General features: G+C 72.5%; 12 protein-coding genes and 1 tRNA gene. 7 read left to right on the plus strand and 6 right to left on the minus strand.

Features of this window, described 5'->3' with window-relative positions; all coding sequences use genetic code 11:
* Positions 1–247 precede the first annotated feature (247 nt).
* Together IE275_RS22260 and IE275_RS22265 are read right to left on the minus strand one after the other, a co-directional pair.
* Complete coding sequence (locus IE275_RS22260; protein ID WP_189713110.1) at positions 248–2827, minus strand: ABC transporter permease; 2580 nt, start codon at positions 2825–2827, stop codon at positions 248–250.
* Entirely contained in the window at positions 2824–3612 is a 789-nt protein-coding gene (locus IE275_RS22265; RefSeq protein WP_189713111.1) for an ABC transporter ATP-binding protein, read from the minus strand. Before IE275_RS22265 ends, IE275_RS22260 begins: the two co-directional genes overlap by 4 nt.
* Before the next feature lie 417 nt (positions 3613–4029).
* Here IE275_RS22265 and IE275_RS22270 point away from each other — a divergent pair, with 417 nt between their 5' ends.
* The 3 genes from IE275_RS22270 (at position 4030) to IE275_RS22280 (ending at position 7792) form a co-directional block, all read left to right on the plus strand.
* On the plus strand, positions 4030–5547 hold the full coding sequence (locus IE275_RS22270; RefSeq protein ID WP_189713112.1) for an MFS transporter: 1518 nt from the start codon (positions 4030–4032) through the stop codon (positions 5545–5547).
* Positions 5548–5738: 191 nt separating this feature from the next.
* Entirely contained in the window at positions 5739–6143 is a 405-nt protein-coding gene (locus IE275_RS22275; protein ID WP_189713113.1) for a DUF485 domain-containing protein, read from the plus strand.
* Positions 6140–7792 (plus strand): sodium/solute symporter, encoded by a 1653-nt coding sequence (locus IE275_RS22280; RefSeq protein ID WP_189713114.1) that lies wholly within the window; start codon positions 6140–6142, stop codon positions 7790–7792. The genes IE275_RS22275 and IE275_RS22280 overlap by 4 nt, the downstream gene beginning before the upstream one ends.
* Positions 7793–8001: 209 nt before the next feature.
* On the opposite strand, the gene IE275_RS22285 is transcribed toward IE275_RS22280, so the two are convergent.
* The 3 genes from IE275_RS22285 to IE275_RS22295 all read right to left on the minus strand — a co-directional run bounded on the left by IE275_RS22285 (position 8002) and on the right by IE275_RS22295 (position 12936).
* Positions 8002–8886, minus strand: a complete 885-nt coding sequence (locus IE275_RS22285; protein ID WP_189713115.1) for a cellulose-binding protein — start codon at positions 8884–8886, stop codon at positions 8002–8004.
* A gap of 205 nt (positions 8887–9091) precedes the next feature.
* Positions 9092–11932 (minus strand): SUKH-4 family immunity protein, encoded by a 2841-nt coding sequence (locus IE275_RS22290; protein WP_189713116.1) that lies wholly within the window; start codon positions 11930–11932, stop codon positions 9092–9094.
* 8 nt (positions 11933–11940) lie between these two features.
* Positions 11941–12936, minus strand: a complete 996-nt coding sequence (locus IE275_RS22295) for an SMI1/KNR4 family protein (RefSeq protein ID WP_189713117.1) — start codon at positions 12934–12936, stop codon at positions 11941–11943.
* A 301-nt stretch (positions 12937–13237) separates the two neighbouring features.
* Here IE275_RS22295 and IE275_RS22300 point away from each other — a divergent pair, with 301 nt between their 5' ends.
* Complete coding sequence (locus tag IE275_RS22300) at positions 13238–13780, plus strand: YwqJ-related putative deaminase (protein ID WP_189713118.1); 543 nt, start codon at positions 13238–13240, stop codon at positions 13778–13780.
* 83 nt (positions 13781–13863) lie between these two features.
* Positions 13864–14358: an SUKH-3 domain-containing protein gene (locus IE275_RS22305; RefSeq protein ID WP_189713119.1), complete on the plus strand. Its 495-nt coding sequence runs from the start codon at positions 13864–13866 to the stop codon at positions 14356–14358.
* Positions 14359–14443: 85 nt separating this feature from the next.
* Here IE275_RS22305 and IE275_RS22310 read toward each other — a convergent pair whose 3' ends face one another.
* The gene (locus IE275_RS22310; protein WP_189713120.1) at positions 14444–15742 is read right to left on the minus strand and encodes a sensor histidine kinase; all 1299 of its coding nucleotides are present in this window, start codon (positions 15740–15742) and stop codon (positions 14444–14446) included.
* A gap of 294 nt (positions 15743–16036) precedes the next feature.
* Here IE275_RS22310 and IE275_RS22315 point away from each other — a divergent pair.
* Positions 16037–16108, plus strand: a tRNA-Gln gene (locus IE275_RS22315).
* Between the two features lie 114 nt (positions 16109–16222).
* On the plus strand, positions 16223–17671 hold the full coding sequence (glmU, locus tag IE275_RS22320) for a bifunctional UDP-N-acetylglucosamine diphosphorylase/glucosamine-1-phosphate N-acetyltransferase GlmU (RefSeq protein WP_189713121.1): 1449 nt from the start codon (positions 16223–16225) through the stop codon (positions 17669–17671).
* The last annotated feature ends 113 nt before the right edge of the window (positions 17672–17784 follow it).

The following is a 17784-nucleotide window of genomic DNA, read 5'->3' on the forward strand; positions in this document are numbered from 1 at the left end:
CGAGGGCCCGGGGTACGTCCGGGGCGGGCGTACCGGGGGCCGGGGTGGGCAACGCGAAGGGCCCGACGCGTGTCACGGGCCGGGGGTGTCCAGAGTACGACGGGGCGGTGCGGTTCGCCGGGGCTGTGGACGACACCGGGGCGGGTGGGGTGACCGTCGCCGGGACACGCAGGCCGGCCCGGCGCCGAGAAGTCCCCCGTGACTTCTCGGTGCCGGGCCGGTCCCCCGTGTGTCCCCGCCCCCCTCGCTAGTCGGTGGCGATGGCGTTGAGGACGTTCATGCGGCCGGCGCGGAACGCCGGGATCAGGGCGGCGAACAGTCCCACGAAGGCCGAGGCGACGAAGACGCCGGTGATCGTCGGCCAGGGGATCTCGAGGACGTTGAGGCCTTCGAGGGCGAGGAGCTGCTGGGCGGTGGCGCCCCAGCCGATGCCCAGGCCGAGGCCGAGGAGGGCGCCGAAGAGGGCGATGACGACCGACTCCATGCGGATCATGCGGCGCAGCTGGCGGCGGGAGAGACCGATGGCCCGCATCAGGCCGATCTCCCGGGTGCGCTCCACCACCGACAGGGCCAGGGTGTTGACCACACCGAGGACCGCGACGACGATCGCCAGGGCCAGGAGGCCGTAGATCAGGTTCAGCAGCTGGCCGATCTGGTCCTTGAGGGCTTCCTTGTAGTCGGTCTGGTCGCGCACGGTGTACTGCGGGTAGTCGTGCAGCGCCTTCTTCAGGGACGTGTACGCGGCGTCCTGCTGTCCGTCCTTCGCCGAGGCGAAGACCAGCTGGTCGAGCGGCATCCTGTCGGCGGGCACGTACTTGGCGACGGTGGAGATCGCGGCGTACATGGCGCCCTTGTCGATGACGACGTCGTCGCTGGTGATCGCGCGGACGGTGAGTGCGGCGGTGGTGCCGTCCTTGAAGGCGACGTCGACCTTCGAGCCGATCCGGATGCCGTGCTCCTTGGCGAAGCCCTCGAAGACGGACATCGAGTCGGGGCGGTAGGCGTCGGCGAGCTTGCCGGAGACGGTCTCGGTCGCCAGGTCCGTCGCGTACGTCGGGTCGGCGGCGTTGATGGTCTCGGACTTCGACGTCTTGCCGTCGGGGGTCTTCAGGTCGGCGTCGAGGACCTTGTACTCGGTGACCCGCGCGAGGCCCGGCGTGGACTTCACGGCCTGCACGGCCTGCGGGGTGACGAGGTCGCCCTTGTCGCTCTGGATGATGAAGTCGGTGCCGACGGATTTGTCGAGCTGGTCGGTCGCGGAGGCGACCATGGAGGAGCCGACGACCGAGAGGCAGGCGACCAGCGCGAGGCCGATCATCAGGGCGGCGCCGGTGGCGCCGGTGCGGCGCGGGTTGCGCAGGGCGTTGCGTTCCGCCATGCGGCCCACCGGGCCGAAGGCCCGAAGCAGGACCGCGCCCAGCACGCGCACCACACCGCCCGCGAGCAGCGGGCCGATCACCACGAACCCGAGCAGGCTCAGGACCACGCCGAGGCCGAGCCACAGCGAGCCCTCACTGGCCTTGTCGGCGGCGGAGGCGAGGTAGAGGCCGTAGCCGCCGGCGCCGGTGAGAAGCAGTCCGATCACGGCCCGTACGGCGCTGGCCTTGGCGTCGGCCGGGGCTCCGGCGTCGCGCAGGGCGGCCATCGGGGAGACCTTGCCGGCGCGGCGGGCGGGCAGGTAGGCGGCGAAGACGGTGACGACGACGCCCAGGACCAGGCCGATCACCGGTGTCGTCCAGGCCACCGTCAGATCGTCGGTGGACAGGTTCATGCCGGTCATGCCCATGAGCTTCATCAGGCCGACCGCGAGGCCGACGCCGGCGCCGACGCCGAGGACCGAGCCGACGACGCCCAGGAGCAGCGCCTCGGCCAGGACCGAGCGGTTGACCTGCTTGCGGCTGGAGCCGATGGCGCGCATCAGGCCGATCTCGCGGGTGCGCTGGGCGACCAGCATCGAGAAGGTGTTGATGATCAGGAAGATGCCGACGACGAAGGCGATCCCGGCGAAGCCGAGCATCGCGTACTTCATGACGTTCAGGAAGTCGCCCACGTCCTCGCGGTTGGCGTCGGCGGTCTCCTTGGCGGTCTGCACCTTGTAGTCGGCGCCGATCGCGGTCGCGACGTTCTTCTTCAGCTGGGCGTCGGTGACCCCGGCCGCGGCGGTGACGTTGACGTTCGTGTACACGTCGGACTCGCCGACCAGGGCCTGCTGGGCGGTCCTGGTGTCCAGGTAGAAGATCGCGGCGCCGGGGTTGGTGACGGTGAAGGTGGCGATGCCGGAGATCTTCGCGGTGTGCGTGCCGACCGCGGTGATCATGCCGAGCTCGTCGCCGAGCTTGAGGTGGTGCTTGTCGGCGGTGTCGGCGTCGACCATGACCTGGTCGGAGCCCTTGGGCGCCGTACCGGTGGTGACCTTCATGGTGCGGGCTTCGTTGCTGTTCCAGCTGCCGACGATGGTGGGCGCGCCGCTGGACGGCGACAGGTTGTCCTTGTCGGCGTCGACGACGGTGACCGCGCTGGAGAAGACGGTTCCCTCCGCCGACTTCACGCCCTGCGCCCCGCGGACCTCGCCGAGGACGGAGGCCGGCATGACCGGCGGCTTGCCGTTGCCGGAGGTGGTCTCACCGGTGTCGGAGGCGCCCTTCGCGCTCACCGTGACGTCGGAGGAGGTGGCGGCGAACAGTTTGTCGAAGGTGGTGTTCATGGTGTCGGTGAACACCAGCGTCCCGCACACGAACCCCACCGAGAGCAGGACGGCGACGGCCGAGAGGGCCATACGTCCCTTGTGCGCGAAGAAGTTGCGCATCGAGGTCTTCATGACGGTCATGACGTACGCCCCCGGGCGTCGAAGTCCTTCATGCGGTCCAGGACGGTGTCCGCGGTGGGCTTGAACATCTCGTCGACGATCCGGCCGTCGGCGAGGTACAGCACCCGGTCCGCGTACGAGGCCGCCACCGGGTCGTGGGTGACCATGACGATGGTCTGGCCCAGCTCGTCGACGGACTGCCGCAGGAAGCCCAGGACTTCGGCGCCCGCGCGGGAGTCGAGGTTTCCGGTGGGCTCGTCCCCGAAGATGATCTCGGGGCGGGCGGCGAGGGCGCGGGCCACGGCGACGCGCTGCTGCTGGCCGCCGGAGAGCTGCGTGGGGCGGTGCTTGAGCCGGCCGGCGAGGCCGACGGTCTCCACGACCCGGTCCAGCCAGGCCTTGTCGGGCTTGCGGCCGGCGATGTCCATGGGCAGCGTGATGTTCTCGAGCGCGTTCAGGGTGGGCAGCAGGTTGAACGCCTGGAAGATGAACCCGATCCGGTCCCGGCGAAGCTGCGTGAGCTTCTTGTCCTTGAGCCCGGTGATCTCGGTCTCGTCGAGGTAGATCTCCCCGGACGTGACGGTGTCGAGTCCGGCGAGGCAGTGCATGAGCGTGGACTTGCCGGACCCGGAGGGGCCCATGATCGCGGTGAACTGCCCCCGCGCGATGTCCACGTCGACATGGTCGAGGGCGACGACGCGGGTCTCTCCGGATCCGTACGCCTTGACGACCTGCCGCGCCCGCGCGGCGACGGCCGTACGCCCTCCAGTGCCCCCGTGCCTGGGAATGGTCACAGCCGAAGTCACGGTAAGTCTCCTCAGTCGGAATCGGGTGCGTAGCGAGAAGCGCTACGTCGAAGAGTCTGTCGGCGGGTGGGGGTCCGGCGCGCTGGTGCCCGGACCCCTCTTCTCGGGGGGTTAACCCCACCCTCCGCCGGAGGGGTTGGCCGCCCCCCAGCGGCCTAAAGCCAGGTTAAGGACGGGTCGGGGCCGTTCTCGTCCTCCGGCGGTACGACCCCTCCCCGAGCCCTGGTACGGAGATACCCCTAGGGGCAGTCCACCGCAGGGTGGAGTGCCTCTCGGGGTTGTCTCCACCCTTCGGCCCCCTCAGGCTCCACCCTCCCGTCGCGTGAAGGTCAAGCCTCCCCGGGCGCGGGTCCCGGGTGGGAAGCTGTCCCCGGCAGATAGATGCAAGGGGCACGGGAGATACGGGGAGGGCATCCGGTGGGAGACGCGAGACCCGCGACACGCGAGGCCGCACGGCGGCCGGCCGATACGCACCGGCGGGGCGCGGTCGTCGCCGCGCTCATGCTCGCCATGGCGCTGGCCGCCCTCGACTCCACCATCGTCTCCACGGCCGTCCCGCAGATCGTCGGCGACCTCGGCGGGTTCTGCGTCTTCTCGTGGCTGTTCTCCGGCTATCTGCTGGCGGTGACGGTCACCCTGCCCGTCTACGGCAAGCTCTCCGACACGTTCGGCCGCAAGCCGGTGCTGGTGGTGGGGGCCGCGCTGTTCCTGCTCGGGTCGCTGCTGTGCGCGCTCGCCTGGAACATGGGGGCGCTGATCGCGTTCCGGGTCGTGCAGGGGCTGGGCGGTGGGGCGTTGCAGGGCACGGTGCAGACGCTCGCCGCCGATCTGTACCCGCTTCGGGAGCGGCCGAAGATCCAGTCGAAGCTGTCCACGGTGTGGGCGGTGTCGGCGGTCGCGGGGCCGGGGGTGGGCGGGGTGCTCGCCGCGTACGCGGACTGGCGCTGGATCTTTCTGGTCAACCTGCCCATCGGTGCGGTGGCGTTGTGGCTGATCGTCCGTCATCTGCACGAGCCGCAGCGGGAGTCCGCGCCGAAGGGGGCGCCACGCGCGCGTGTCGACTGGGCCGGGGCGCTGGCGGTGTTCGCGTGCGGCGGGGTGCTGCTGACCGCGCTGGTGCAGGGCGGGGTGGCATGGCCGTGGCTGTCGGGGCCGTCGCTGGCCCTGTTCGGGGCGGGGCTGGCGCTGGCCGGGCTGGTCGTCGTCATCGAGCGCCGGGCGGCGGAGCCGGTCATCCCGGGCTGGGTGTGGCGGCGCCGTACGATCGCGGCGGTCAATCTGGCGCTGGGCGCGCTGGGCCTGCTGATGGTGGCGCCGACGGTGTTCCTGCCGACGTACGCCCAGTCGGTACTGGGCCTGGGGCCGGTGGCCGCCGGGTTCGTGCTGTCGGTGTGGACGCTGAGCTGGCCGGTGTCGGCCGCGCTCAGCCAGCACGTCTACCGGCGCATCGGCTTCCGTGACACCGCGCTGCTCGGCATCGGGGCGGGGGCGCTGATCCTGCTGGCGTTCCCGTTCCTGCCGTATCCGGGCGCGGCCTGGCAGCCGACGCTGCTGATGCTGTCGCTGGGGGCGGCACTGGGTCTGTTCCAGCTGCCGCTGATCGTCGGGGTGCAGTCGACGGTGGGGTGGTCGGAGCGCGGTACGGCGACCGCGTCGGTGCTGTTCTGCCGGCAGAGCGGGCAGACGGTCGGTGCGGCCCTGTTCGGCGCGGTCGCCAACGGGGTGCTGGCGGCGCGGCTGGGCGGCGCGGGCGATCTGGACTCCGTCACGCGGGCGCTGGACGCGGGGACGGCGCCCGAGGCGACCCGGCACGCCATCGCGGGCGCCGTGCACGCCGTCTATCTGGGCGCGGCGTGCGCCGCCGCGCTGGCGTTCCTGGTGCTGTTGTGCGTGGCCCCGCGCCGCTTCCCGGTGCTCAAGGAACAGGGCGACTGACGGACTCTAGGGGGTTAACGCGGGTAACACCGCAGGTCAGACGGACATCTCCACAGTAAGCGCATACCGACCGACCAGTTTGGTGAAAAGGCTTCGCGTACCCACTACTCCCGAGTAGCCTGCGTGACTCCCACCCCCCCAGTCTCCCTGCGGTCCACCGCCATGGGCCCGAGCCATGCAAGGAGTACGGGATGTCCCAGGACCCGTATCCGCCCCGTCTGACCTATCCCTGGCAGCCGCCACCACCCCCACCGCCGCCCACCCCCCGCCGGCCGGACCACCGCGCCCCACTGGGGCACCACAGCGACCTGCGGATCCTGCGGGGCGCCTACCGCCGCCAGCGGCGCGTGGCCACGTTCACCGCGCTCGGCTACTTCGTGCTGTTCCTGGTGCTGTCCGCCTTCGCGCCGTCCCTGATGACGGCCACCGTCACCGCCGGACTGCCCGCCGGGCTGCTCCTCGCCCTGCTCCAACTGCCCGTCACCTGGCTGGCGATCGCCCTCTACGAGCGCACCGCCCGCCGCCATGTCGACCCGCTCGCGGACCGGATCCGCCGGCAGTCGGAGATCGACGCGCGGCGGGGGGCCACCCGATGAGCACGCACCGGCTCGCGACCCGGACCGCCGCCTCCGTCACGGAGTTCAGCGGCGACGCGCAGACGATGTCCCTCGTGGCGTTCACCGCCGTCGCCACCATCACCCTCCTGCTGTGCGTGATGACCGGCCCCGACCGCGACGACCTCGGCGAGTTCTACACCGGCTACCGCTCCCTGTCCCCGCTGCGCAACGGCCTGGCCATCGCGGGCGACTACATCTCCGCGGCCACCGTCCTCGGCACCACCGGCGTGATCGCCCTGTGCGGCTACGACGGCGTGGTCCTCGCGCTGAGCACCGCCCTGTCGCTGATGCTGCTGATGTTCCTGCTGGCCGAACCCCTGCGCAACGCGGGCCGGTTCACCATGGGCGACGCGCTGGCCCGCCGGATGCCCGGCCGCGCCGTACGCGTCACCGCCTGCGCCGTGACCCTCGCCGCGCTGCTGCCCATGATGCTGGTCCAGCTCGCCGGCACCGGACAGCTCCTCGCCTTCATGCTGGGGTTCTCCGGCGACGCGGTGAAGACGGCCTGCATCGTCTGCATGGGCGGTCTGATGATCAGCTACGCGGCGATCGGCGGCATGAAGGGCACCGCCCTCATCCAGATCCTGAAGATCGTGATGCTGCTCGGCTCCGGTATCGCGGTGGCCCTCCTGCTGCTCAGCCGCTTCGACTGGAACCCGGGCACCCTGTTCGACGCGGCGGCCCGCGGCAGCGGCGTCGGCGACACCTTCCTGCGCTCCGGGCTGGAGTTCGCCGGCGGACCGTACCCCCGGGTCGACATGATCACCGCGCAGCTGTCGGTCGTGATCGGCGGCGCGTGCCTGCCGCACATCACCATGCGCATGTACACCGCCACCACCGCCCGCCAGGTCCGCCGCTCACTGTCCTGGGCGGTGTCGGGCGTGGCCCTGTTCGTGCTGGTCATCACCGTCGTCGGGTTCGGCGCCACGGCCCTGATCGGCCGCGCCGTGATCGCCCAGGCCGACCCGCAGGGCAACACCGCCTATCTGCTGGGCTCCCGGGCCGCGTTCGGCGCCGACGTGTCGACGGCGGAGACCCTGCTCTTCACGACCGTCACGACGGCGATCTTCCTGACCGTCCTCGCCTCGGTCGCCGGCATGATCCTGGCCTGCGCCAACTCCCTGGCCCACGACGTCTTCGCCGCGCAGACCCGGGACACCTCGCCGCGCCGCGAGATGCTGCTGGCCCGGCTCTCCGCGCTCGGCGTCGGCATCCCCACCATCCTGCTGGCCACCCAGGTGCAGCACCGCAGCCTCCAGCCGCTGGTCACCCTCTCCTTCTGCATCGGGGCCTCGGCCCTCGCCCCCGCCCTCGTCTACAGCCTCTTCTGGCGCCGCTACACCCGCACGGGCCTGCTGTGCACCCTGATCGGCGGCACCCTGGCCGTGCTGATCCTCATGCCGGGCACCAACCTGGTCTCCGGCTCCCCCGCCTCCGCCTTCCCCGAGGCCGACTTCAACTGGTTCCCGTTCACCACCACCGGTCTCGTCACCGTCCCCCTCGGCTTCGCCCTCGGCTGGCTCGGCACCCTCGTCTCCGGCCGCCGCGACGCCGAGGAACAGCGCCGCCGCTACGAATCGGTGGAGGGCTGGATCCTGGCGGGAGCGGCGGTGCGCAAGGGGAACTGACGGCTCGGCCGCGGTACGGCACGCGGACAGGGACCGGCGGCCGCCGGTCTTCGGCACGGAAGGAGGCCGGAAGGAGTACGGAAGGAGGCCTCAGGGAGCACGGAAGAGGGCCTCAGGGAGCACGAAAAGGGGCCGCCGGCCCCTCCACCGCGCTGTACGGAGGGGTCCGACGGCCCTCGGCCGTGCGGTACGCGGGGGAAGGCCGGTGGTCACTCCACCGTGTTCCCGGTGAGCACGCGCAGGCTGTCGCGCATCTGCTCCATGTGCGCCTGCACGTCGTCCCAACGCTCGCTGTGTTCACGCAGCACCCGTTCCGTGTCCCGGCCGATCCGTTCCTCCCGGAGACGGCCTTCGGCGACGATCTCGGCGGCACGCGTGCGTGTCTCCTCCTCGCGCCGGCGGGACGATTCCTCGGCCTCGGCGAGATCCCGCTGCGCCTCGGCCAGGGCCTCCTCGGCCCGCGCCACGGCCCGGGCGTGCTGCGCGTCGAACGCGGCGATCTGCTCGGCGGCCTCACGCTCCGCCGCGGCCATCCGCTCTTCGTGATCCCTCTTCGGCTCGACGAGCAGGGCGGCGGTGCCGTGGCGCACATCGCGCAGCGACGTGAGCGCCTCGTGGCGGAACTCCTTCAGCTTGTCCCGGGCGTCGACCCTGATCGCGTGCGCCTCGGCACGCGCGGCGAGCAGCCGCCGACGAGCGTTCTCCTTGGCGTCCTCACGGAGCATCTCCGCCTGCTTCTGCGTCGACCGGTGGAGGACGTCGGCACGTTCCTCGGCCTCCGCGACCTGCGCCTCGGCCTCGCGCCGGGCGTTGGCGACCATCTCCGTCGCCTCTTTCTCCGCGAGGGCGAAGAGGTCCCGGGCACGCTCCCCGAGCGAGTCGTACGCCTGCGGCCCGAGGCGTGTCACGGCCTCGCGCAGCCGCTCGACGTCGACCACCATGTCCTTGGCGAGCACCGTGAGCCGGGCGACCCGCTCCCAGGCTCCGTCGCGTTCGGCGGAGAGCGCGGCGGTGTACACGTCGACTTCTTTGGGCCGGTAGCCGCGCCCGCGGACCGTCACGAATCCCGGCATTGACACCCGTGCGCTGCTCATCGTGCAGCCCCTCTCCACCAGACGGACGCGAAAAAATGATTTCGCGCATATCTTGATGTACCGGGCTTAAGTGTTCATAACGCGACACTCCGCAGAAAGGTTATGAACACCCCAGAACACAAAAGGGTCGGGCCCGGTCATGACGACCGGGCCCGACCCTCGACCCACTCGGGTCAGCGGGGCATCCGCCCCCGCACGGCCCGCCCTACAGCAGCCCGTCCCACATCTGCTCCAGCAGCACCGACCACCAGCTGTCCGGCGACCCCAGCGCCGCCGGGTCCAGCGAGACCAGCTGCGCCTGGAAGTCCACGGTCCAGCGGCCCGCCTGCTCCTGGTTCAGCCCGTACCGCAGCCGCCACATCCGCCCGAGCAGCGCCAGGGCGCGCGCGAACTCCGGCAGCCCGGTGTTCACGAACTGCGGCGGTACGGGCGCCCCGCCCGGCCCCGCCTCCACGGGCACCGCGACGATGTTCGCCGTCCCGTACTGCACACAGATCGCCTTGCCGAAGTCACTGCCCATCACCAGGTACGAGCCCGCGTCCGGAGCCGGCTGCACCCCGCGTTCGGCGGCCAGCTCCGCCAGCGTCGGCACCGGCCTCCCCGGCTGGGCCTGCGCCCAGAAGAACGGCCCCAGGTCCATCGGCAGCCCGGCCGCCACCAGCGTGTGCGCGACCACCGGCGGCACGCCCTGGCGCGACACCGCGGCCTGCTCGAACCGGAAGACACCCGGCCCGAACGCCGCCGCCAGCTCCTGCGCGATCGCCTCCGGCGGGATCGGCGGCGCCGGCTGCACCGGCGGCAACGGCGCCCGCACCGGCGCGGGACGCGCGGGACCGTCGGCCACCTGGTGCAACTCGCCCTGGTGGGCCAGCAACTGCTGCATGCCCTGCTGCCGGCTCGCGTGATCCGTGCCGTAGGGCGCGATGCTCGTGATCCGCGCCTGCGGCCACTGCTCCCGGATCATCCGCGCGCAGTACGCGCCCGGCAGCTCGCACGACTCCAGCTCGGTGTGCAGCTCCAGCACCTGGTCCGGCGGCACGTTCATGGCCCGCAGCTCATGGAAGATCTGCCACTCCGGGTGCGGGGTGCCCGGCGCCGAACGCCGGATCAGCTGCTGCTCCGACCCGTCCTGCGCGCGGAAGCGCAGCACGGCCTGGTAACCCGGTCCGACCGTCGGCATGCCCTGCGCCTGCGGATACCCGTACGCCGCGGGCTGCCCCGGGGCCGGAGCGGGCGGCGGCGGCATGGCGCCGGGGGGCATGGGCTGAGGGGCGCCAGGAGGCATTCCAGGGGCGCCCGGAGCGCCCGGGGCACCGGGGGCGGGCGGCGGCACGGGAGCGCCGGGGCCGCCCACGGGGGGCGCCATGACGGTCCGGGCGTGGTGAACCGCGCCGGGCGTGCCAGGTCCGGCCTGGGCGCCCGGAGCCTGAGGCCCGGCGGGGGCGCTCGGAGCACCCGGCGCGCCCGGCGCATGGGAGGCACCGGGGGCTCCCGGCGACTGCGGCGCGCCCGGGCCCATCCGGCCGGGGTCGGCCAGCATCGTGGCGGCGTGGTGGACCCCGCCGGGAGGCGTACCGCCCGGCGTGTTCGGACCGGCGGGCGCCTGGGGCGCACCCGGGGCACCGGGCGCACCGGGCGCCTGCGGCGCGCCACCCGGCCCCGCCGGACCGTCGGGACCGAGGGCCGACACGAGCTGCGTCGGCACGTAACCGCCCGCCGGAGGCGTCCCCGGAGCACCCGGAGCACCCGGAGCGGGAGGCGGCGGCGGAGGCGTACCGCCCGGCCGCGCACCCGGGGCCCCCGGCACACCCGGCGGAGGCGGCGGCGTCGACCCGCCACCCCGCGCGCGACGCGGAGGCGGCGCGGCCTTGCTGGTCGCCGCGTCGGCGATGTCACCGGCGTTCGGCGCCAGCGGCCGCGCGGGCGCACCCGGACCGGCCGGCGGCTGCGGCGCACCCGGCGGAGGCGTCGCCCCCAGCGGAGCACCCGGAGCACCCGGAGCACCCGGAGCACCCGGCGGCGGAGTCCCCGGACCACCCGGCGCACCCGCCCCCTGCGCGGAGCCGTAGGACGGCGCGCCCGGCGGCGGCGTGGCGCCGCCCTGCGGATAGCCGTACGACGCCCCGCCGGGACCGTGCGGCGGCGACGGAGGCGGCGGCGTCGCCGCACCCCCGGAGGTACCCGGCGCACCCGGCCCGGCCGGCCCGCCCGAACCGTCGAAGGTCGGTGCCACCGCCGTGGGCGGCAGCTGGCTGCCGCCGGACATCAGCGCGGTCTTGGCGTCCGGCGCGGTCGACGGCGGCGGCAGTTCGTCGTCCGAACCGCTCAGCGGCGGAGCGAAGACGGTCGCCGGCAGCGGTACGGAACGGTCGTCGCCGGCGTCGGCGTTGGTGTCCGTCCCCGTCCAGGGCGTCGCCCCCGGCGGAACGGCGGGACTCACCGGAGCACCGGCCGCCGGCACCCCGCCCCGCGTCTCGGCCAGCCCGCTCCCCGGCACCCCGGCCTGCGTCTGCGGAAGCCCGGGATCGGGCGCCGCCCGCCCACCGGGCCCACCGGGCCCACCCACGGACCCGGCAGAAGCCCCCGCCGAAGCGGAAGCAGGAGCGGAGGCGGAAGCGGCAGCCGGACCAGAAGGCGAGGACGAAGCCGAAGCCGCCCCCCGCTGCTCCCCGATCCCCATCCTGTCCGCCGCCTCCTGCAACCACTCCGGCGGCGACAACAGGAACGACGTCTGATTCAGGTCCACCCGCGCCGCCGGCGCCGGCGGCGCGTCCGCCGGCTCCTGCGGACGCCCGTACTCCTCCTCGTACCGGCGGATCACCTCACCCACCGGCAGCGACGGCCACAACGTGGCCTCCCCGCTGTCGCGGGCGATCACCAGCCGCTGCGCGCCCCCGTCCGAACGCGGGCCCTCCGCACGGTCCTCCGCCCACACCACGAACCCGAGCTCGAACTCCCGCACCCGCACCTCACGGTGCTGGTACGCCGGCACGTCCCCGTTGATCCACTCTTCCGCACGTTCCTGCGCCTGCGCGAACGTCACCATCGTCCCGCTCACTCCCCCGCGGCCACGGACGCCACGGACACCGCACGCGCGAACCCGCCGTCCACCATCAGATTCGCCACCGTCTCCAGCTCCGGCGGATTACCGGCCAGCCGCGACAGGAACGCGTCGAAGTCCTCGCCGCACGGCAGCAACAACCGCCCGACCCGCTCCGCCGGCGGCCACCCCGGGTCCAGATCCCGCACGTCGTCGTACGCGCAGAACCACACCGACCCGATCCGGTCGCCCTTCACCTTCACCGCCAGCAGACCGCCCTGGACGAACCCGACACACAGGTAGTCCTTCGTCAGATGGTCCCGCAGGCACTTGTTCACGTACACCAGGTCGTTGACCGCGGCCTCGTCCCGCACCGTGAAGAACGGCTGGTCCACCAACAGCCCCAGCTCCGCGTCCAGCGCCGCACCCACCGGAGCACACCCGCCGGCCGCCTTCAGGAACGACCGGTAGGCCCCGGGCAACCGGTACCCCAGATCCTCCTCGACGCCCTGCACCTGCTGCTCCGACACCGCCGCACCCGACTTCGGCAGCCCGAAGTGCGCCGGACGCGTCTCCTGCAACGGCCGCGTCCCCCGCTTCGACTGGTCCACCACGGCCGTCGACAGCCCGCCGTGATGCCGCAGCAGAGCCTTCACCTCGACCGGAACCAGCTCCAGCCGCCGCGAACCCACCACGTGATGCCACGTCCAGCCGTGCGGCGTGGCCACGTTCGGCACCGTGTCCCACAACTCGTGCCCCGAGGCCGCCAGCGCCGCGTTCGCCGACACATAGTCCGTCAGCCGCAGCTCGTCGACGCCGAACCCCTCCGGCGGATCCGCGATCTCCGCGGCCGCCCGGGCGTACGCCGAGAAGTCCGGGTAGCCCCGCTCGTCCATCCGGACGCCTCTCGGGTGCCGTGCCGCCCGGACCGGATCCGGGAAATGCACGACCTGCCCGGCATAGGCCGCGTTCGGCGGCGCGGCTTGCTGCCCGAGCCGACTCGTCGTCATGGCGGTTGCCCCCTGCGGCACTCTGTACGGCCCGCAGCGGCCGGTTCCGCTTCCGGTCCCGAACCACCACGCCCCGTATTCGACTGTCTCCAACGGTTGCCAACGCGCGTCGACCGCGCGCCTCACAGTGGCGACAGCCTATGCGGTACGACGACACAGGTCACCGGGCCTCCGCTTCCGTGACCAGCCGTCACCCCGCTGTGACAGCCGGCCCAAACCCGGGCGTGTCGCACCGCCCCAGCTTCCGCACCCGCCACGCCATTTGGCACCCTGTGACGTCCGGGGGGATGCTCGGGAGGGGATGACGATCATGAATGCCACACAAACAGGGCCGCACAACGCCAGGTCAGCCGACCTGCACCAGCACTCCGGCGACCCCCGCATCGGCTGGTCCGCCACCGACGGCGCCCACGCCCCCACCCTCCTGCACCGCCGCGACGGCATACTCCCCACCGTGGCCGCCGCGCTCTCCGTCCGCGGCGCCACCCTCACCGGCACCGCCGCCCGCGGCGACCAGCCCCCGCCTCTGCACCACCTCGTGCAGGACTTCCTCGACACCCTCACCAGCGCCCAGCGCGACCGCTTCACCGGCCGCTGCGCCGAAGCACTCCTCATCTCCCGGCACCTCGCCGCCGCCGACGCCGCCCGCAGCAGACGCGCCGCCCGAAAACCCATGACCAACGGCGAAGCCCGCAAAACCCTCAGGGCCGCCAAACTCACCACCCGCCGGATCCGCGAGGACGGCGACCCCCTCCACGGCAGCTTCGCCGAACCCTGCCGCGCCTGCACCGCCCTCAGCGCCCACTTCGGCGTCCGTATCGTCGACCCGGAGACCGCCGGCTAGGACCTGTCCGGCCGATCGGGCCGCAGGAAAGCGACAGTGCCGGCCGCACCACCCAGCACACCCGCACGACGATCGAAGGGCAGATGCACCCCGACCGCACCTCCTCCACCCGCTTCCCCGTACCCGTCGACGCCGCCCTGCGCGCCGCCGGCTGGCAACCCGGACGGTGGGACATCAAACAGGCCGAGATCTGGGCCGACACCCTGCGCGAACACACCACACCCGCCGGCCACCGCCACTCCGTCTCGCCCGCGGCCGTCGAGGCCTGGGCCGAATTCGGCGGTCTCACCATCACCCCCGGCGGACCCGGCCGCCAGGTCGCCCCGAACACGCTGCACCTCGACCCCCTGCACGGCCTCCACATGGCCCGCACCCTCGCCGACCTCGGCCGCGCACTCGACGCCGACGTCGCCCCCCTGGGCACCGAGTCCGACACCCAGGCGCTGCTCGCCATCGACGACGAAGGCCGCGTCTACGCCCTCGACCACACCGGCGACTGGTACCTCGGCCCCGACATCGACCAGGCCCTCGGCGCCCTCGTCTCCGGCATCGAACCGGTCCGCCTCACCGCCGGATAGCCCGCACCCGGCCACCGGCACGGCCGCACGGACCCGGACCCGGACCCGACCCCGGCCCCGGCCCCGGCCCCGGCCGACGACGGCCCTACGCGGCCGGAATCACCGCCGACACCCGGAAACCCCCCGCCTCCGTCGGCCCCGACACGAACACCCCGCCCAGCCCCACCACCCGTTCCTTCATCCCCACCAGCCCATTGCCTCCCGACGGCAGCCCCGCCGAGGACGCCGAACCCACCTCCGGCGGCGGCTCGTTCTCCACCTGCATGGCGATCTCCGCCACCCGGTGCGCCAAGCGCACATGCGTCTTCGCCCCCGCAGCATGCTTGTGCACGTTCGTCAACGCCTCCTGCACCACCCGGTACGCCGTCTGCTCGATCACCCCCGCGTAGGACCGGACCTCCCCCTCCACCGACAGATCCACCACCATCCCCGCGGCCGCCGACTGTCCGACCAGCTCCTCCAGCTCCTCCAGACAGGGCCCCTCGCCCTCCTCCACCGCCCGTGACGCCGCGGCCGCGGCGGCCACCCCCACGGCCGCCAGCGGCACCACCGCCCGCTCCCGCGGACCACCGCTGCGCAGCACCCCGAGCATCTCCCGCAGCTCCGTCAACGCCTGCCGCCCCATGTCCCCCACCAGAGCGGCGTTCCGCACGGCCTTGTCCGGATCCTTGCGCGCGACCGCCTGCAACGCCGCCGCGTGCACCACCATCAGACTCACCCGATGCGCGACGACGTCATGCATCTCCCGCGCGATCCGCGTCCGCTCCTCATTGCGCGCCCACTCGGCCCGCTCCTCCGCCCGCTCCGCCAGCAGCTGCAACTCCCGCTCCAGGCTGTCCGCGCGCTCCCGCAGACTCTCCATCAGCCTCCGCCGCGCCCCCACGTAGAGCCCCAGCAGCACCGGCGGCGCGGTCAGTCCCAGCGAGGTCGCCAGCGCGGCGAACGGGATGAACCAGTCCCCGACCGTCTGATGCCCCCGGTCCATGGACTGCCGCACCTGCACGAACGTCACGATCAGCGTCCCCACCAGCTGCATCCCCGCCAGCGAGCCGATGATCCGGCGTGGCAGCTCGGACGCGGCCAGCGTGTACAGGCCGACGATCCCCATCAGGAACCCCATCTGGGCCGGCGTGATGGCGATCGCCACCAGCACGACGGCGATGGGCCACTGCCGCCGCACCACCAGCACCGAGCCGGCGAGCAGTCCGAAGACCACGCCCGCGGCCACCGGGAGCCCCGCGTCCCGCGCGAACGGAACACCCTCCACGGCGCACTCCACGGCCGACAGCAGCGCCAGACTCCAGTCGAACGCCGCGCTGCGCCATCTGGTCCACCACAGCGGGCCTCCCCGGGCCGCCGTGAACTCTTCCCCCGTCGTGGTCATGCCTCCAGCCTACGGGCGCGGACCCCGCCTTTTCCGGCGAGTTTCGTCGACTGGCCTACACCACGCTCCGCAACCGAACAGCATCGAAACCCACCGGTATCCCTCGAACTGCCGAACCACGCCCGTTCGAACCCGGAACCTCACATTCCGGCCGCCCCGTCCACGTGCGGGAGACCTCCGGGCCGGCGCACTCCGGAGCGCCGCCGTACACCGTCGCATCGAAGGCTGGTGGTACGGCATAGTAGGAGGCGCCATCCGGCGACCTGACTGAATGTCCGGTTCAGCTGGATTCATTCCCCCGTGGTGTAATTGGCAGCACCGTGGCTTTTGGTGCCATTTGTCCGGGTTCGAGTCCTGGCGGGGGAGCAAAGCTCGATTCGGGCCCTGACAGCACTGTCAGGGCCCGCTCTCATGTCGTCCAAGAAACGCCCCGGTATCCTTCGGATGTCCCACCTCACTCCACAGCCGAAGGGCAACCCCGTGAGCGCCATTCGCCCGGCAGCCGTCGTCGTTCTCGCAGCGGGTGAGGGCACCCGTATGAAGTCGGCCATACCCAAGGTCCTGCATGAGCTCTGCGGCCGCAGTCTCGTGGGCCATGTGCTGGCCGCCGCCCGCGAGTTGGACCCCGAGAACCTGGTCGTGGTCGTGGGGCACGCGCGGGAGAAGGTCACCGCGCATCTGAACGAGATCGACAGCCAGGTGCGCACCGCGATCCAGGCCGAGCAGAACGGCACCGGACACGCCGTCCGCATGGCCCTGGAGGAGCTGGGCAGCGGCATCGACGGCACGGTCGTCGTCGTCTGCGGCGACACCCCCCTCCTCACCGGCGCCACGCTCGCCGCGCTCGCCGCCACCCACCACGGCGACGGCAACGCGGTCACCGTGCTGACCGCCGAGGTGCCGGACGCCACCGGGTACGGCCGTATCGTCCGCGACGACGCGACCGGTGCCGTCACCGCGATCGTCGAGCACAAGGACGCCTCCGCCGCCCAGCGCGCGATCCGGGAGATCAACTCGGGTGTCTTCGCGTTCGACGGCGCGCTGCTCGCCGACGCCCTCAAGAAGGTCCGTACGGACAACAGCCAGGGCGAGGAGTACCTGACGGACGTCCTGGGGATTCTCCGCGAGGCCGGTCATCGGGTCGGCGCGTCCGTCGCCGGTGACCACCGGGAGATCGCCGGCATCAACAACCGGGTGCAGCTGAGCGAGGCCCGTCGCACCCTGAACGACCGGCTGCTGACGGCCGCCATGCTCTCGGGCGTGACGGTGATCGACCCGGCCACGACCTGGGTGGACGTGACCGTCACGTTCGGGCAGGACGCCGTCGTGCATCCCGGGACCCAGCTGCACGGTGCCACGCACCTGGGCGAGGGCGCGGAGGTCGGTCCGAACTGCCGGCTGACGGACACCACGGTCGGTGCGGGCGCGCGGGTGGACAACACGGTCTCCTACGCGTCGCAGATCGGTGCGCAGGCGTCGGTGGGCCCGTTCGCCTACCTCCGGCCGGGTACCCGGCTGGGCGCGAAGGGCAAGATCGGCACGTACGTGGAGACGAAGAACGCCTCGATCGGCGAGGGCACCAAGGTGCCGCACCTCTCCTACGTCGGTGACGCGACCATCGGTGAGTTCAGCAACATCGGTGCCGCCAGCGTCTTCGTGAACTACGACGGTCAGGACAAGCACCACACCACGATCGGCTCGCACTGCCGTACCGGCTCGGACAACATGTTTGTGGCTCCTGTCACGATCGGGGACGGCGCGTACACCGCCGCCGGGTCCGTGATCACGAAGGACGTGCCGCCCGGTTCGCTGGCCGTGGCCCGTGGCCAGCAGCGGAATATCGAGGGCTGGGTGGCCCGTAAGCGCCCGGGGAGCGCCGCGGCGAAGGCGGCCGAGACGGCTTCCCGGCAGGGCGACAGCGAGGGCTGACCGGAAACAGGTGCGCCAAACACGGCGTACCGTGATAAGTGCACACCCGCACCCCACCAGCTGAGACGGCCCCGTCGCGCCCAGCGGCGAGGTCTCTCGACATCCAGCTGAGA

This window comes from Streptomyces phaeofaciens, assembly GCF_014648915.1.
Lineage (GTDB): Bacteria > Actinomycetota > Actinomycetes > Streptomycetales > Streptomycetaceae > Streptomyces > Streptomyces phaeofaciens.

Coding starts and splice junctions, on each gene's coding strand:
- IE275_RS22260 (WP_189713110.1), bottom strand. CDS start 2,827: ATGACCGTCATGAAGACCTCGATGCGCAACTTCTTCGCGCACAAGGGA.
- IE275_RS22275 (WP_189713113.1), top strand. CDS start 5,739: ATGTCCCAGGACCCGTATCCGCCCCGTCTGACCTATCCCTGGCAGCCG.
- IE275_RS22280 (WP_189713114.1), top strand. CDS start 6,140: ATGAGCACGCACCGGCTCGCGACCCGGACCGCCGCCTCCGTCACGGAG.
- IE275_RS22285 (WP_189713115.1), bottom strand. CDS start 8,886: ATGAGCAGCGCACGGGTGTCAATGCCGGGATTCGTGACGGTCCGCGGG.
- IE275_RS22290 (WP_189713116.1), bottom strand. CDS start 11,932: ATGGTGACGTTCGCGCAGGCGCAGGAACGTGCGGAAGAGTGGATCAAC.
- IE275_RS22295 (WP_189713117.1), bottom strand. CDS start 12,936: ATGACGACGAGTCGGCTCGGGCAGCAAGCCGCGCCGCCGAACGCGGCC.
- IE275_RS22300 (WP_189713118.1), top strand. CDS start 13,238: ATGACGATCATGAATGCCACACAAACAGGGCCGCACAACGCCAGGTCA.
- IE275_RS22305 (WP_189713119.1), top strand. CDS start 13,864: ATGCACCCCGACCGCACCTCCTCCACCCGCTTCCCCGTACCCGTCGAC.
- IE275_RS22310 (WP_189713120.1), bottom strand. CDS start 15,742: ATGACCACGACGGGGGAAGAGTTCACGGCGGCCCGGGGAGGCCCGCTG.